Source organism: Mesorhizobium sp. YM1C-6-2 (genome assembly GCF_003666685.1).
Lineage (GTDB): Bacteria > Pseudomonadota > Alphaproteobacteria > Rhizobiales > Rhizobiaceae > Mesorhizobium_K.
Genome location: NZ_RCIZ01000001.1, coordinates 417,784 through 432,868, shown reverse-complemented (window position 1 = coordinate 432,868; position 15,085 = coordinate 417,784). Strand labels below are relative to the sequence as shown.

Sequence of the window (15,085 nt, the reverse complement as noted above, 5' to 3'; positions counted from 1 at the left end):
GTGCCAAGCTGAAACGGTCGCCACGGGCGGCAGAGCTGCTAAACTCCGCAAGCCAGCATACGGGGACTTTTGAATGATCCGCCACACAGTCGCCTTCCGCCTGAAACATCCGCGCGGCTCGGCCGAGGAACAATCCTTCCTCGCGGCCGGCATGGCGCTGGCCGGCATACCCGGGGTCGAACGGTTCGAGCAGCTTGCCCAGGTCAGCCCGAAGAACGATTTCCACTTCGGCTATTCGATGGAGTTCGCCGACCAGAAGGCCTACCAGGGCTACAACGACCATCCGGTCCATGTCGCCTATGTGCGCGATCGCTGGATTCCAGAGGTCGAGGCGTTCCTGGAGATCGACTACGCGCCGCTCGACTGAACCCGTCGCTCAGTCGGCGACCTTCCACTCCTCGCGCGATTCGCTGCGCGGGTAGACGCCGAGAATGCGGACCTCGCGGGAGAAGAACTTCAGCTCCTCCAGCGCCAGCTTCACGTTCGCGTCGTCCGGATGGCCCTCGATGTCGGCGTAGAACAGCGTCGCGGTGAAGGCGCCGAGCTGGTAGCTTTCCAGCTTCGTCATGTTGACGCCGTTGGTGGCGAAGCCGCCCATCGCCTTGTAGAGCGCGGCCGGCACGTTGCGCACGCGGAAGATGAAGGTCGTCATCATCTTGGCGTCGGGCGTAGGCCGTTCGACCCACTGCTTCGACTTCGTCAGCACGACGAAGCGAGTAACGTTGGAGTCGGTGTCCTCGACGTTCTCCTCCAATATGTCGAGGCCGTAGAGACTGGCTGCCAGCTGCGGCGCCAGCGCCGCCATGGTGCGGTCCTGCGCCTCGCCGACCAGCTTGGCCGCGCCCGCCGTGTCGCCGGCGACCATCGGCTTCCAGCCGTTCTTGCGGATGTATTTGCGGCACTGGCCGAGCGCGTGAATATGGCTGTGGACGCTCTTGATCTCCTTGCGCTCGACACCCGGCAGGACCATGAGCTGGAAATGGATGGGCAGGAAATATTCGCCGATGATGTGGAGCTTGGATTCCGGCAAGAGGTGATGGATGTCCGCCACGCGGCCGGCGATGGTGTTCTCGATCGGGATCATGGCGAGGTCGGCCTTGCCGGTCTCGACCGCGTTGAAGGCGTCCTCGAAGGTCGGGCAGGGTAACGGCTCCATGCCGGGATAGACGTTGCGGCAGGCTGTGTCGGAATTGGCGCCGGGCTCGCCCTGGAAGGAGATGCGGTTGGTCTTTTCGGGTGCCATGATCAGGCCTTGTCGCTTGAAAGAATTTCGCGGGCGCGTTCGAGATCCTCGGGCGTATCGACGCCGAGCGGCACCGAGTTGACGATCTCGGCATCGATGCGCATGCCGGCTTCGAGGGCGCGCAGCTGTTCAAGCCGCTCGCGCTGCTCCAGCGCAGAAGGCGGCATCGACACGAAGCGTTCGAGCGCGGCGCGGCGGTAGGCATAGAGCCCGACATGGTGGTAGAGCGGCCCGTCGCCCCAGGGCGCGGTGGCACGGGTGAAATAGAGCGCGCGGAGCCTGGCCGGCGAGAGCTGCGAGCCGACGATCTTCACGACGTTAGGATTGGATTTCTCCTCCTCGCGCACGATCTCGACACCGAGCGTGGCGATATCGACGGCGTCGTCTTTCAGCGGCGTGAAGACGGCCCGGATGGACGCCGGATCGATGGTCGGCAAATCACCCTGGACGTTGACCACGATGTCCACCGCCCGCTCGGGATCGAGGGCCTGAAGCGCCTCGTAGATGCGGTCCGACCCCGACTGATGGTCGCTTCGCGTCATCACCGCCTCGAAACCCTGGCCGCGCACGGCTGCGGCGACCTCCTCGACGTCGGTCGCCACGACGACGCGGCCGAGCCCCGCCTCATGCGCCCTTTGCGCGACATGCGCGATCATCGGCCTGCCGGCGATGTCGGCGAGAGGCTTGCCGGGAAGCCTCGTGGAGGCCATTCGGGCCGGGATCAGGACTATGATGGACATCTGGATGAAGGAGCCGGAAAGAGCGGTATCGAAAGTGGCAAAACGTCTCATGGAAACCGCCCTTATAGGTGTTGCAACGACCAAGCAAAAGACCTAGTTTCCGCCCAAATCGGCCGGCCCGGTCGGTTAAAGCAACACTCCGCCTGGCCGCGTGATCTCTGCCGGCTGGGGGACAAGGGAGCCAGGGGCGAATGGACTCTTTCGAATACAACAAGCTGATCGGCGCCTTCCTGGGAACCGTGTTTGTTGTTTTTTCCGTTGGCATCATCTCGGATGCGATCTTCGCCTCTCCCCACCCTGAGAAAGAAGGCTTCATCATCGAGGCCGCCGAGGCCGAAGCCGGCGGCGCCGCCGAGGCCGCTCCCGCCGAGGAGCCGATCGCCGTCAGGCTCGCCTCCGCCGACATCGCTGCCGGCCAGACCGTCGAGAAGAAGTGCTCGGCCTGCCACACGATCGACAGCGGCGGCGCCAACAAGGTCGGCCCCAACCTCTGGAACATCGTCAACCGCCCGATCGCCTCGCATGAGGGCTTCGCCTATTCCGGCGCGATGAAGGAATTCTCCCAGGGCGGCAGCGTCGTCTGGGACTACGAGCACCTGGATCATTTCCTGACCTCGCCGAAAGGCCTGGTCAAGGGAACCGCGATGGGCTTTGCCGGCATCAAGAACCCGACCGAGCGCGCCAACCTGATCGCCTATCTGCGCACGCTCGCCGACACGCCGGCGGCGCTGCCCGAGGCGACTGCCCCGGCGGCCGAGCCGGCTTCCGCTCCTGCCAGCGAAGCGCCCGCAGCCGAACCCGCGGCGCCTGCAGAAGCAGCGCCCGCCGAGGCTGCCCCGGCTCCGGCGGAGCCCGCACCGGCAGAACCTGCACCGGCGCCCGCCGAATGACAAAATTGTAATGCTCGAAATCACGAAAAAGCCGGGTTCAGCCCGGCTTTTTTGTTACAAGGCTTGATCGCCGGCGCCTCTGGCGCAGTTAGTTCGTTGTCCGCAACATCGAGGATTGCATGACATCACCGGCCGTCCTGTTCGCCAAAGCCCTGGTCCCAGCGCTCGTTCTTTTCGGCACCGCCGCCGGCGCGCAGGAATGGCACACCACCTCCTCGCTGATGGGCGAATCGAAATATGGCGAGGATTTCAAGCAGTACGACTATGTGAACCCGGACGCCCCCAAGGGCGGCACGCTGAACTCCGTCGCAAACGGCTCCTTCGACAGCCTGAACCCCTATGTCGTGCGCGGCACGCCGGCTGCCGGCCTGGCGCCCTTCGGCGGTGGCCTGCTCTACGACACGTTGATGGAGCAGTCGATCGACGAGGCGAGCGTCAGCCATCCCCTGCTGGCGGAAGCGTTCAGCTACCCCGCCGACTATTCCTCTGCGACCTACCGCCTGGATCCGCGCGCCAAATGGCACGACGGCCAGCCGGTGACTGTCGACGACGTGATCTGGTCCTTCAACGTGCTCAAGGAGCACAGCCCCTGGTATCGGCGCTACTACGAGAACGTGAAGGAGGCCGTGGCAGTCGGCGAACGGGAGATCGAATTCCGCTTCGACCAGAAGGGCAACCGCGAACTGCCGAAGATCATCGGCGACCTCGCCGTGCTGCCGAAGCACTGGTGGGAAGGCACGGATGCGAAGGGCAAGAAGCGCGACATCACGCAGCCGACGCTGGAGCCGCCGCTCGGCTCGGCCGCCTACAAAATCGAGAGCGTGAAGCCCGGCCAGGAGATCGTCTGGGCGCGTGTTCCGGACTATTGGGGCGCCAAGCTGCCGGTGAAGATCGGGCGCGAAAACTTCGACAAGCGCAAATACATCTACATCCTCGACAGCAACGCAGCCTGGCAGGCCTTCACCAAGGGCGGGATGGAAGACATCAACCCCGAACCGAGCGCGCGCGACTGGAAGACCAAGTACAACTTCCCGGCGCTGGAAAGAGGCGACGTCATCCAGAAGGAGTTCAAGGCGACCAGCAGCGCCAAGTTCCAGGGCTTTGCGATGAATACGAGGCGGCCGCTCTTCGCCGACCGGCGGGTCCGCGAGGCACTGACGCTGGCTTACGACTTCGAGACGCTGAACCGCACCGTATCCTTCGGCCTCAACAAGCGTGTCGACAGCTATTTCATGGGCAGCGAACTCGCCTCGTCCGGCATTCCGCAGGGCAAGGAACTCGAAATCCTCGAGCAGTTCCGCAGCGAACTGCCGCCCGAACTGTTCACCCAGGAGTTCAAGCTGCCGGTCTACAACACGCCGCAGGACGAGCGCACGCATCTGCGCGAGGCGCTGGGGCTCCTGCGCGATGCCGGATGGACCCTGAAGGACGGCCGGCTGGTGGACAAGAACGGCCAGCCCTTCGAGTTCGAGATCCTGAGCAACAGCGACTCTCTGGAAACGGCAATCAACTCATACGCCAATACGCTGCGCAAGATCGGCATCACGGTGCGCATGCGCCTCGTCGATACATCGCAATATACAAACCGCATCAACGACTACGACTTCGACATGATCCTGGCGTCACTCGCGCAGTCGGAATCGCCGGGCAACGAGCAGCGCGAGTTCTGGTCGTCGAAGGCTGCCGACACGCCCGGCTCGCGCAACTATTCGGGCATCAAGAATCCGGTAGTCGACAAGCTCGTGGAGCGCGTCGTCTTCGCCACGGATCGCGAGGATCTGCTGGCGGCAACGCACGCGCTGGACCGGGTGCTGCTGTGGAACTACTACGTCGTCCCGCAGCTGACGCGCGACGTCGTCTGGCTGGCCTACTGGAACAAGTTCGGCATTCCCGACAAGCAGCCGGACTATGTCGGGCCTGACTTAGATTCCTGGTGGATCGATCCCGCCAAGGAGAGCGCATTGGCGTCCAAATACAGAAATTCCAACTGATGCGCAGGCGGGGGCAGGCGCAAGTGCTTCGACGACGTGATTTCCTGGCGCTGGCGGCGAGCGCGGCGGCGGCGCCGCTCCTGCCCGGCCGTGCTTTCGCGGCCAGTGCGACGGACACGCCGCTGCACGGGCTTTCGGCATTCGGCGCGCTGAAGTATCCGCCGGACTTCGCGCATTTCGACTATCTCAATCCCGACGCGCCGAAGGGCGGCGCCATCAATTTTTCGCCACCCAACTGGCTCTACAACCAGAACGTCACGACCTTCAACACGCTGAACAGCTTCGTGCTGACCGGCGACGCGCCGCCACGCATGGAGCTCTGCCACGACACGCTGATGGCGTCGGCGCTCGATGAACCCGATGCCCTCTACGGGCTGCTTGCCGAAACGGTGACGATCTCGGCCGACCGCAACAGCTTCACCTTCAGGCTTCGCCCCGAGGCACGCTGGCATGACGGGACGCCGCTCACCGCCGAGGACGTCGCCTTCACCTACACGATCCTGAAGGAGAAGGGCCATCCGCAGTTTTCGCTGCCGCTCGTCGAAATGACCGCGGCCGAGGCCATCGATCCGGCGACGGTGCGCCTGGCCTTCTCCGGCAAACAATCGTCGAGCACGATCCTCACGGTCGCCGCCTACCCGATCCTCTCGAAGGCGTGGTTCTCCGCGCATCCGTTCGACAGCTCCCAACTCGTCGCGCCGCTCGGCTCCGGTCCCTACAAGGTCCAGCGCGTTTCCGCCGGCCAGACGATCGTCTACGAGCGCGTCGCCAACTATTGGGGTGCCGACCTGCCGGTCAACCGCGGCCTCAACAATTTCGACACGATCCGCATCGACGTCTACCGCGACCGGCAGGCGGGTTTCGAAGCCTTCAAGAAAGGCGACGTGACCTATCGCCAGGAATTCACCTCGCGGGTGTGGGCGACCGGGTACGACTTCCCGGCGCTTAACGAAGGCAAGGTGGTGAGGCGAGAATTTCCCGAGGAAAGGCGCCCGAAGCTGCAGGGCTGGGCGATCAACCAGCGCCGCCCGCACCTGCGCGACCACCGCGTACGCCGCGCGATCGCGCTCTGCTTCGACTTCGAGTGGACCAACCGGAGCCTTTTCTACGGCCTCTATGAACGCTCGCAGTCCTGTTTCCAGCAGTCGGAGTTCGTCGCCGAGGGCATGCCGTCGGCGGAGGAACTCGCCCTACTCGAGCCGCTGCGCACCGAGATACCGGAAGAGGTTTTCGGCGAGGCCGTCGTGCAGCCGGTCTCAAATGCGTCCGGCCGCGACCGGAAGCTTCTGGGTGAAGCGTCCCGGCTGCTTGCCGAGGCCGGCTGGAAGCGGCAGGGCTCATTCGTCCAGAACGACAAGGGCGAGCGCCTCAAGCTCGAGATCCTCGTCAACGACGAGGTCTTCGTCCGCATCGATTCGCCCTTCGTGGAGAACCTCAGGGCGGTGGGCGTCGACGCGTCGATCCGCCAGGTTGACCCCGCGCAATACGCGGTCCGGCAGAACGATTTCGATTTTGACATGGTCGGCCTTGCCCTGCAGCTTCCGGCGACGCCGACCCAGAGCACGCTGGAGAACATCTTCCATTCGCGCTCGGCGGCGACGCCTGGCTCGCGCAACCTGCCCGGCACGGCGAGCCCGGCCGTCGACAAGCTTGTCGCGATTGCCGGCGGCGCCGGGCGCCGCGAGGAGCTGACGGTTGCGATGCGCGCGCTCGACCGGGTCTTGCGCGCACGCATGGACTGGATTCCAAATTGGTATTCGGCGAATCACCGGGCCGCATTCTGGGACATGTTCGGTTTCGTCGAGCCGAAGCCGGACTACGGCTTTCCGGTTGAGACGATGTGGTGGTTCGACAAGGACAAGGCGGCGGCGATTGGTAAAGCCTGAGGCACTATCCGGCGAAGCGGCGCAACAGCATGCCTGTCGCTCTGTCGCCAGGCCGAAGGCTTATGGCGCCGCGGGAGCTTCCCTCTGATGGCCGCCTATATCCTACGGCGCATCCTGCTGATGATCCCGACGCTGCTCGGCATCATGGCGATCTCCTTTGCCGTCATCCAGTTCGCGCCCGGCGGCCCGGTCGAGCAGGTGATCGCCAAGCTGACCGGCCAGAGCGGAGGCGATCCGCTTTCCGGCGGCGCGGGCGACGCGCTCGGCGGCCAGGACAATCTCGGCTCCGGCGGCGAGACCTCGTCGAAATATCGCGGAGCGCAGGGGCTCGATCCCGAATTCATCGCCAAGCTGGAGAAACAGTTCGGCTTCGACAAGCCGCCGCTCGAACGCTTCGGCCTCATGATCTGGAATTATGCGCGCTTCGACTTCGGCGACAGCTATTTCCGTGACATCTCGGTCGTGCAGCTGATCCTGGAGAAGATGCCGGTGTCGATCTCGATCGGCCTCTGGATCACGCTGATCTCCTATCTGATCTCGATCCCGCTCGGCATCCGCAAGGCGGTCAAGGACGGCTCGGCCTTCGACGTGTGGACGAGCGCCATCGTCATCGTCGGCTACGCCATTCCCGGCTTCCTCTTCGCCATCATGCTGATGGTGTTCTTCGCCGGCGGCTCGTTCTTCGACTGGTTCCCGCTGCGCGGACTGACCTCCGACAATTTCGACCAGCTCAACTGGTGGCAGAAGATCGTCGACTATTTCTGGCACCTCGCCCTGCCGCTGACGGCAATGGTGCTGTCGGCCTTCGCCACGACCACGCTGCTGACCAAGAACTCCTTCCTCGACGAGATCCGCAAGCAATATGTGGTGACGGCGCGCGCCAAGGGCCTGTCCGAGCGGCAGGTGCTCTACGGCCACGTCTTCCGCAACGCGATGCTGATCATCATCGCCGGCTTTCCCGGCGCCTTCATCTCGGCCTTCTTCACGGGATCGCTGCTCATCGAGAACATCTTCTCGCTCGACGGCCTCGGCCTGCTCGGCTTCCGCTCGGTGATCGACCGCGACTATCCCGTCGTCTTCGCCAACCTCTACATCTTCTCGCTGATCGGCCTGTTCGTCAGCCTGATCTCCGATCTGATGTACACCTGGATCGATCCGCGCATCGACTTCGAGCGGAGGGACGTATGACGGCCGCCGCCGATACGATGCCCGCCCACGCGCCGAAGCGGCCGTGGCTGTCGCCGCTCAACCGGCGGCGCTGGGCGAACTTCAAGGCAAACCGGCGCGGCTACTGGTCGCTCTGGATATTCCTCGTGCTCTTCGTCCTATCGCTGTTCTCCGAACTGATCGCCAACGACCGGCCGATCCTCGCCTTCTACAAGGGCGAGCTGCTGTTTCCGGTGGCGATCGACTATCCGGAGGAGAAATTCGGCGGCTTCTACGCCATCACCGACTATCGCGACCCGGTGATCCAGGACGAGATCCAGGCCAATGGCTGGCTGATCTGGCCGCCGGTCCGCTATTCCTACCGGACGGTGAACAACCAGATTCCTTCGGCTGCGCCGGCAAAGCCGTCCTGGCTCTACGACAGGGAGACGCGCTGCAAGGCCTATCCGCTGGGCGTCGACGACCCCAACTGCACGATCGGCAACTGGAACTGGCTCGGCACCGACGACCAGGCGCGCGACGTGCTCGCCCGCGTCATCTACGGCTTTCGCGTCTCCGTGCTGTTCGGGCTGATCCTGACGCTCGGCTCGGCCGTCATCGGCGTGTCGGCCGGAGCGGTGCAGGGTTATTTCGGCGGACTGACCGATCTTCTCTTCCAGCGCTTCATCGAGATCTGGACAGCGATACCCGTCCTCTATCTCCTGCTCATCGTGGCCGCAGTGCTGCCGCCCGGCTTCTTCATCCTGCTCGGCCTGATGCTCCTGTTCTCCTGGACCGCCTTCGTCGGCGTGGTACGCGCCGAGTTCCTGCGCGCCCGCAACTTCGAATATGTCAACGCGGCGCGCGCGCTCGGCGTCTCCAACGCCACGATCATGCGCCGGCACCTGCTGCCCAACGCAATGGTGGCGACGCTGACCTTCCTGCCGTTCATCCTCAACGGCTCGATCACCACGCTGACCTCGCTCGACTTCCTCGGCTTCGGCCTGCCGCCGGGATCGGCCTCGCTCGGCGAACTGCTGCGCCAGGGCCAGCGCAACCTCAACGCGCCGTGGCTCGGTATCTCCGGCTTCGTCGTCATCTCGCTGATGCTGTCGCTGCTGATCTTCGTCGGCGAGGCGACCCGCGACGCCTTCGACCCCAGGAAGACCTTCCGGTGAGCGAGAGGTCATGGTATAATTCCTCCAATTTTCTACCATGGAGGCGTTCATGGGCATGAACATAAAGAACCCGGTCGTCGAGCGCCTTGCCAAGGAACTCGCCAACGAGACCGGCGAGACCATGACGTCGGCCATACAGGGCGCGCTGGAAGAAAAGCTGCAGCGCTTGCGGCGCGAGCGCGACGTCGAGGAAAAAATCCGCCGCATCGACGAGCTTCTGGCGAGCATTCCGCCACCGCCGCCCGGCGTCACCAGCGATCATTCCGATCTCTACGACGAATGGGGGCTGCCGGCTTGATCGTCGATGCCTCGGCACTGCTGGCGATCTTGATGGGCGAGCCTGAGCGTCGGCAATTCCGTGCGCTCATCGCCCGATCCGGCAGCGCCCAGATTTCGCCGGTCAACTATCTGGAGGTCTGTTTGCGTATCGATCGTGGCGCCACGCCCGACATGGCGGATGCACTGGAACCGCTTCTCGGCCGGCTCGACCTGACCATCGCGACGGTCGGTCCCGAACAGGCACATCTCGCCCGCGAAGCCTTCCAGCGCTATGGCAAAGGCAAGCACGCCGCCAAGCTGAACCTCGGCGACTGCTTCGCCTATGCGCTCGCCAAGGCGCGCGGCGAGCCGCTCCTCTTCAAGGGCGACGACTTTCGCCTGACCGATGTAGAGGTCGCCATTTGACCTCCCCCCTCCTCTCCGTCCGCGATCTTTCCGTTGCCTTCGAGCAGGGCGGCAAGACCTCCACCGCGGTCGACCATGTGTCGTTCGACATCGCGAAGGGCGAGACGCTGGCGCTGGTCGGCGAATCCGGCTCCGGCAAGTCGGTCTCGGCGCTCTCCGTGCTGAAGCTCCTGCCCTATCCGCCCGCCAGCCATCCGTCCGGGCAGATCCTGTTCGAAGGCAAGGACCTGCTGGCGCTCGGCGAGAACGAGTTGCGCCGGGTGCGCGGCAACAAGATCACCATGATCTTCCAGGAGCCGATGACCTCGCTCAACCCGCTGCATACGATCGAGCAGCAGATCATGGAAATCCTTTCGCTTCACCAGGGGATGCGCGATCGGCCCGCCAGGGAACGCACGCTCGAACTGCTGAAGGAAGTCGGTATCCGCGATCCCGAGAAGCGGCTCGGCGCCTATCCGCACCAGCTCTCGGGCGGCCAGCGTCAGCGCGTCATGATCGCCATGGCGCTCGCCAACGAGCCCGACCTTTTGATCGCCGACGAGCCGACCACCGCGCTCGACGTCACCGTGCAGGCGCAGATCCTCGAGCTGCTGGCGAAACTGAAGGCGAAGAAGGGCATGTCGATGCTCTTCATCACCCACGATCTCGGCATCGTCAGGAAGATCGCCGACCGCGTCTGCGTGATGACCAAGGGCAAGATCGTGGAGACCGGGCCGACGAAGGACATCTTCGCCAACCCGCAGCACGAATATACCCGCCATCTGCTTGCCGCCGAGCCGAAGGGCAAGCCGCCCGCCGCAGACGCCTCGGCGAAGACGGTGATGTCGGGGACCGACGTGAAGGTCTGGTTCCCGATCAAGCAGGGTTTCTTCCGCAAGGTGGTCGACCATGTGAAGGCGGTCGACGGCATCGACGTCACCGTGCGCGCGGGGCAGACGCTCGGCGTGGTCGGCGAATCCGGCTCCGGCAAGACGACGCTCGGCCTGGCGCTCGCGCGCATGATCTCGTCGGAGGGCCGCATCCATTTCGACGGGCACGACATCGACAAGCTTTCCTTCAGCGCCATGCGGCCGCTGCGCCGCGAACTGCAGATCGTCTTCCAGGACCCGTTCGGCTCGCTCAGCCCCCGCATGTCGGTGTCGGAGATCATCGAGGAAGGGCTCGCCATCCACGAGCCGGCGCTGTCGGCCGACGAACGGGACGGCCGCGTCGTCGCCGTGCTCGAGGAAGTCGGCCTCGATCCGGAAACCCGCTTCCGCTATCCGCATGAATTCTCCGGCGGCCAGCGCCAGCGCATCGCGATCGCGCGCGCCATGGTGCTGAAGCCGAAATTCGTCATGCTGGACGAACCGACCTCGGCGCTCGACATGAGCGTGCAGGCGCAGGTCGTCGATCTCCTGCGCAACCTGCAAGCCAAGCACGACCTCGCCTATCTGTTCATCAGCCACGACCTCAAGGTGATCCGAGCGCTCGCTAACGACGTGATCGTCATGCGCAACGGCAAGATCGTGGAATACGGGCCGTCGGAGCAGATATTCGAACGGCCGCAGACCGACTACACAAGGGCGCTGATCTCGGCGGCGTTCCGGATCGAGGCCGCCCCGGCCAGCGTGGTCAGCGAATAGACCGGGCATGGCTCCTGAAAGCTGCAGACTTTTCGGGCAAGACCGTGCTTGCAACAATAAGGACTCTCGGAGGAATCATGCCTGAAACGCAAAAGGGCCGCATCCTGCTCGCCATGACCGGGTACAACTCCCGGCAATGGTATGAGATTCTTTCTCAGGAGCGCGAGGTGGTGACCGAGCCGTCCGGGGCCGCCGACCCGTCCATCACCTATGCGGTGGTGTGGAAGCAGCAGCCCAACCTTTTGTCGAAGCTGCCCAACCTGCGCGTCATCTTCTCCGTCGGCGCCGGCGTCGATCACATCCTCAGCGACCCTACCCTTCCCGACGTGCCTATCGTCCGCGTGGTCGCCGACAACCTCACCCAGCACATGACCGACTATGTGCTGTGGCGAGTGCTCGACCACCACCGCCAGGGCATGCTCTACCGCGCCCAGCAGAAGCGCAGGGTCTGGCGCGAGCCGCCGCAAAGGCCGGCGAACGACGTGTCGGTCGGCATCATGGGGTTTGGCGAGCTCGGCCGCGCCGCGGCGGGGCCGCTTCTCGCCGCCGGCTTCCGGGTGAACGGCTGGAGCCGCAGCGAGCATTCGATGACCGATGTCGCCACCTTCCACGGAGAGAAGGGACTGACGCCCTTTCTCAACGCGACCGACATCCTCGTCGTGCTGTTGCCGCTGACGCCAGACACCACCGGCATCATCAACTACAGGCTCCTGAAACAGCTCCGGAAACGCAACGGGCTCGGCGGCGCCGTGCTGATCAATGCCGGCCGCGGCAAGCTGCAGAAGGACGCCGACATCATAAAGGCGCTCGACGACGGAATCCTGAAGGAAGCAAGCCTCGACGTGTTCGAGGTCGAGCCGCTGCCGAAGACCAGCCCGCTGTGGAACCATCCGCGGGTGTTCGTGACACCGCATTCGGGGGCGACATCCGACGCGACCTATCTGGCGCCGCCCATGCTGGAGCAGATGGACGCCTTCGAGCGCGGCGAAAAGCTGAAGAACCTCGTCGACCGCAAGGCCGGGTATTGAGGCGGCTTAGGGCCGCCTGAAGCCGGTCGGGCCGCCATAGAGATAGCCGATGCGGTCGATCGCATCGGCCAGGCCCTCACGCGATACGAGCATGGTGTGGCCGTTGGCATGGATCATGGTCCGCTCGTCGGTCATGATGGCGACGTGCCCCTTCCAGAACACGAGGTCGCCGCGCCTGAGGCCTGAATGGTCATGGCCGGGCTCGACCGGCTCGCCGAGCGTCGCTGCCTGCATGTCGGAATCGCGCAGCACGTCGCGTCCGGCCATGCGCATGGCAAGCTGCACCAGGCCGGAGCAGTCGATGCCGAAGGAGGTCGAGCCGCCCCAGAGATAGGGCGTCATCAGTAGCGCCTCGGCAACGGCGACATAGTCGTCGGATAGCTCGCCGGCCGGCCTGAGATGCCCTGCTATCATCGCCTCGCCGGTCGTCAGCAGCGCATAAAGCGTGCCGCGCGTCTCGGTAAAATTCGTCACCGTCACGGAGGAGCCGAGCGACAGTTCGCCGTGGCGGGGCAGCTTCAGGTCCGGACCGGGATAGAGAAAACTGCGCGGCGCGGAGACGAGATGGGTCGGCTCGGCCGCACGCGGGCCGAGTGAGCCGCCCGAGACATAACCGACATAACCGTCGCGCATGGCCTGGACCCAGGCCCAGCCCTCGGTTTCCTCGAAGACAATGACGTCGTCGCCGCGCAGCAACTGCGTGTTCAGCCCGGCGTCCGGGCGCGGCTCGCCCAGCATGTCGGCCACCTCAGCGACGATCCGGGCCGGCGTTCCGGCGACAAAACGCTCGGCCGCCACCTCGCCCCTCAACCTAGCGTCGGCGAGGTCGGGCCGGAAGGCGTGCAGTCTTCTGTCATAGGCAGTCAAAGGGGGAGCTCCTGTGCTTTGGCGATGATAGCATCGCCAAAACGCTCGACATAGAGCGCACCCTCGACGGTCCGCCTTATCAGCACGTTGCGCCTGTCCTTCTCGTCGCGGTGACGCGACACGAGCTTCAGCGCCCCCATCGTGTCCAGCGCACGCGTGATCACCGGCTTGGTCACCTCAAGTCTGGCGGCCAGCCCCCGGACGGTGTGAGGCGGCGGATCGAGATAGATGGTGAGGAGGATCGCCATCTGGCGCATGGTCAGGTCAGGCGCATCGTCGCGCACGTCCGACAAGGTGACCTGTTGCCAGAGCCGCAAGGCTTGTATCGGACGCAGAACGATCATGGCGCCATGATGGGCGGAAATCGTTTCGTATCCGTTTCATTCGGATCTACCGATTCGGGCTCAGCACATCCGACGGCGATCAACCGTAGCGCTGCGAAATCACCTGCTCCAGCGCACGAATCCCCTGCGCCTCGCCGCCGGCCGGGCCGTGCGGCCGGTCGGACGGGTTCCAGGCGAAGATGTCGAAATGCGCCCAACTGCCGGCCTTCTCGACGAAGCGCTTCAGGAACAGCGCCGCGGTGATCGAGCCGGCAAAGCCGTCCGATGTGACGTTGTTCATGTCGGCGACCTTGGACGACAGTTTCACGCCGTAGGGCCGCCAGAGCGGCATGCGCCACAGCGGATCCTCCTGTGCCCCGGCGGCGGCGGCCAGATCGGCGGCGAGGCGGTCGTCGTCGGTGTAGAAGGGCGGCAGGTCGGGGCCAAGCGCGACGCGGGCGGCGCCCGTCAGCGTCGCCATGTCGACCAGCATTTGCGGCTCCTCCTCGTCGGCCAGCGCCAGCGCATCGGCCAGCACCAGCCTGCCTTCGGCGTCCGTATTGCCGATCTCGACGCTGAATCCCTTGCGGCTCGCCAGCACGTCACCCGGCCGGAATGCGTTGCCGGAAATGGCGTTCTCGACCGCCGGTATCAGCACGCGCAGCCGCACCTTCAGCCGCGCGGCCATGATCATCGAGGCGAGACCGAGGACATTGGCCGCGCCGCCCATGTCCTTCTTCATGAGGAGCATGCCGGAGGACGGCTTGATGTCGAGCCCGCCGGTGTCGAAGCAGACGCCCTTGCCGACCAGCGTCACCTTCGGCGCGGATTTTTCACCCCAGACCATGTCGATCAGCCGCGGCGCCTTGTCAGAGGCACGGCCCACGGCATGGATCATGGGAAAATTCCCGGCCAGAAGATCGTCGCCCTTGACGACCGCTACCTTTGCCTTGTGCCTGCGGGCAAGCACGCGGGCCGCCTGCTCGAGCTCGTCGGGACCCATGTCGTTGGTCGGCGTGTTGACGAGGTCGCGCGTCAGCGAAACCGCTTCTGCCGTCCGCTGCAGCCAGGCGGCGTCGGCGCCGGCCGGCACGGCCAGCCGGATATCCTTGCCGGGCTTCTTGCCGTAGCGGGTGAACACGTAGCCGCCGAGCACGATGCCAAGCGTCGACAGCGCCGGGTCGGCAGGCGCCGCGGCGAAATGCCAGTCGCCTTCGGGCAGGGCCTTCGCCAGCGCGCCGGCGCCCAGCGCCGCCGTGTCATCGGGCCTGCCGATGCCGAACAGGGCCGCGGCCACCTTGCCGCCGCGACCGGGGACGAGCAGGGACCGACCCGCCTCGCCATTGAAGCCGGTGGCCTTTGCCCAGGCCAAGGTCTCCGCGTCGAGCCCGGACTGCCTCAGGCCGTCCTTCTCGACCAGATGGATGGGGCGCGAGCCGCGCGGCTTCTTCTCGATCAGTTCGACAGGCATGCGGACATTCCTT

General features: G+C 64.9%; 15 protein-coding genes. 10 read left to right on the top strand and 5 right to left on the bottom strand.

Translation table 11 applies throughout. The features are described 5' to 3' along the window. Positions 1-73: 73 nt before the first annotated feature. The gene (locus tag D8676_RS02150) at positions 74-367 is read left to right on the top strand and encodes a Dabb family protein (RefSeq protein ID WP_121579173.1); all 294 of its coding nucleotides are present in this window, start codon (positions 74-76) and stop codon (positions 365-367) included. Positions 368-376: 9 nt separating this feature from the next. Here D8676_RS02150 and D8676_RS02145 read toward each other — a convergent pair whose 3' ends face one another. Together D8676_RS02145 and D8676_RS02140 are read right to left on the bottom strand one after the other, a co-directional pair. Beyond that, the gene (locus D8676_RS02145) at positions 377-1,243 is read right to left on the bottom strand and encodes a prephenate dehydratase (RefSeq protein WP_121579172.1); all 867 of its coding nucleotides are present in this window, start codon (positions 1,241-1,243) and stop codon (positions 377-379) included. A gap of 2 nt (positions 1,244-1,245) precedes the next feature. Further along, entirely contained in the window at positions 1,246-1,983 is a 738-nt protein-coding gene (locus D8676_RS02140) for a 3-deoxy-manno-octulosonate cytidylyltransferase (protein WP_121579718.1), read from the bottom strand. A 191-nt stretch (positions 1,984-2,174) separates the two neighbouring features. Between D8676_RS02140 and D8676_RS02135 the strand changes: the two genes are divergently transcribed. From D8676_RS02135 to D8676_RS02095, 9 genes are all read left to right on the top strand, one after another. Then, the gene (locus tag D8676_RS02135) at positions 2,175-2,873 is read left to right on the top strand and encodes a cytochrome c family protein (RefSeq protein ID WP_121579171.1); all 699 of its coding nucleotides are present in this window, start codon (positions 2,175-2,177) and stop codon (positions 2,871-2,873) included. Positions 2,874-2,992: 119 nt separating this feature from the next. Further along, positions 2,993-4,864 carry an extracellular solute-binding protein gene (locus D8676_RS02130; protein WP_121579170.1) on the top strand — a complete coding sequence of 624 codons (1,872 nt, stop codon included), beginning with the start codon at positions 2,993-2,995 and terminating at the stop codon, positions 4,862-4,864. After that, positions 4,864-6,750, top strand: a complete 1,887-nt coding sequence (locus D8676_RS02125; protein WP_121579169.1) for an extracellular solute-binding protein — start codon at positions 4,864-4,866, stop codon at positions 6,748-6,750. The genes D8676_RS02130 and D8676_RS02125 overlap by 1 nt, the downstream gene beginning before the upstream one ends. A gap of 87 nt (positions 6,751-6,837) precedes the next feature. Next, positions 6,838-7,938, top strand: coding sequence for a microcin C ABC transporter permease YejB (locus D8676_RS02120; RefSeq protein ID WP_121579168.1), 1,101 nt, complete (start codon positions 6,838-6,840; stop codon positions 7,936-7,938). Then, entirely contained in the window at positions 7,935-9,074 is a 1,140-nt protein-coding gene (locus tag D8676_RS02115; RefSeq protein ID WP_121579167.1) for an ABC transporter permease, read from the top strand. The genes D8676_RS02120 and D8676_RS02115 overlap by 4 nt, the downstream gene beginning before the upstream one ends. Positions 9,075-9,123: 49 nt before the next feature. Then, positions 9,124-9,372: a type II toxin-antitoxin system VapB family antitoxin gene (locus D8676_RS02110; protein WP_121579717.1), complete on the top strand. Its 249-nt coding sequence runs from the start codon at positions 9,124-9,126 to the stop codon at positions 9,370-9,372. Next, complete coding sequence (locus tag D8676_RS02105) at positions 9,369-9,758, top strand: type II toxin-antitoxin system VapC family toxin (protein WP_121579716.1); 390 nt, start codon at positions 9,369-9,371, stop codon at positions 9,756-9,758. Before D8676_RS02110 ends, D8676_RS02105 begins: the two co-directional genes overlap by 4 nt. Continuing rightward, positions 9,755-11,383, top strand: a complete 1,629-nt coding sequence (locus D8676_RS02100) for an ABC transporter ATP-binding protein (protein WP_121579166.1) — start codon at positions 9,755-9,757, stop codon at positions 11,381-11,383. The genes D8676_RS02105 and D8676_RS02100 overlap by 4 nt, the downstream gene beginning before the upstream one ends. A gap of 77 nt (positions 11,384-11,460) precedes the next feature. Further along, positions 11,461-12,411 carry a glyoxylate/hydroxypyruvate reductase A gene (locus tag D8676_RS02095; protein ID WP_121579165.1) on the top strand — a complete coding sequence of 317 codons (951 nt, stop codon included), beginning with the start codon at positions 11,461-11,463 and terminating at the stop codon, positions 12,409-12,411. Between the two features lie 6 nt (positions 12,412-12,417). Here D8676_RS02095 and D8676_RS02090 read toward each other — a convergent pair whose 3' ends face one another. From D8676_RS02090 to D8676_RS02080, 3 genes are all read right to left on the bottom strand, one after another. Then, positions 12,418-13,278: an NlpC/P60 family protein gene (locus D8676_RS02090; RefSeq protein ID WP_121579164.1), complete on the bottom strand. Its 861-nt coding sequence runs from the start codon at positions 13,276-13,278 to the stop codon at positions 12,418-12,420. Next, positions 13,275-13,622 (bottom strand): MarR family transcriptional regulator, encoded by a 348-nt coding sequence (locus tag D8676_RS02085; protein WP_121579163.1) that lies wholly within the window; start codon positions 13,620-13,622, stop codon positions 13,275-13,277. Before D8676_RS02085 ends, D8676_RS02090 begins: the two co-directional genes overlap by 4 nt. Positions 13,623-13,701: 79 nt before the next feature. After that, positions 13,702-15,072, bottom strand: coding sequence for a leucyl aminopeptidase family protein (locus tag D8676_RS02080; RefSeq protein ID WP_121579162.1), 1,371 nt, complete (start codon positions 15,070-15,072; stop codon positions 13,702-13,704). Between the last annotated feature and the right edge of the window lie 13 nt (positions 15,073-15,085).

What these genes read in the sequence shown, in the direction of transcription:
- D8676_RS02150 (WP_121579173.1), top strand. Translation starts at nt 74, where the DNA reads ATGATCCGCCACACAGTCGCCTTCCGCCTGAAACATCCGCGCGGCTCG.
- D8676_RS02145 (WP_121579172.1), bottom strand. Translation starts at nt 1,243, where the DNA reads ATGGCACCCGAAAAGACCAACCGCATCTCCTTCCAGGGCGAGCCCGGC.
- D8676_RS02140 (WP_121579718.1), bottom strand. Translation starts at nt 1,983, where the DNA reads ATGTCCATCATAGTCCTGATCCCGGCCCGAATGGCCTCCACGAGGCTT.
- D8676_RS02135 (WP_121579171.1), top strand. Translation starts at nt 2,175, where the DNA reads ATGGACTCTTTCGAATACAACAAGCTGATCGGCGCCTTCCTGGGAACC.
- D8676_RS02130 (WP_121579170.1), top strand. Translation starts at nt 2,993, where the DNA reads ATGACATCACCGGCCGTCCTGTTCGCCAAAGCCCTGGTCCCAGCGCTC.
- D8676_RS02125 (WP_121579169.1), top strand. Translation starts at nt 4,864, where the DNA reads ATGCGCAGGCGGGGGCAGGCGCAAGTGCTTCGACGACGTGATTTCCTG.
- D8676_RS02120 (WP_121579168.1), top strand. Translation starts at nt 6,838, where the DNA reads ATGGCCGCCTATATCCTACGGCGCATCCTGCTGATGATCCCGACGCTG.
- D8676_RS02115 (WP_121579167.1), top strand. Translation starts at nt 7,935, where the DNA reads ATGACGGCCGCCGCCGATACGATGCCCGCCCACGCGCCGAAGCGGCCG.
- D8676_RS02110 (WP_121579717.1), top strand. Translation starts at nt 9,124, where the DNA reads ATGGGCATGAACATAAAGAACCCGGTCGTCGAGCGCCTTGCCAAGGAA.
- D8676_RS02095 (WP_121579165.1), top strand. Translation starts at nt 11,461, where the DNA reads ATGCCTGAAACGCAAAAGGGCCGCATCCTGCTCGCCATGACCGGGTAC.
- D8676_RS02085 (WP_121579163.1), bottom strand. Translation starts at nt 13,622, where the DNA reads ATGATCGTTCTGCGTCCGATACAAGCCTTGCGGCTCTGGCAACAGGTC.
- D8676_RS02080 (WP_121579162.1), bottom strand. Translation starts at nt 15,072, where the DNA reads ATGCCTGTCGAACTGATCGAGAAGAAGCCGCGCGGCTCGCGCCCCATC.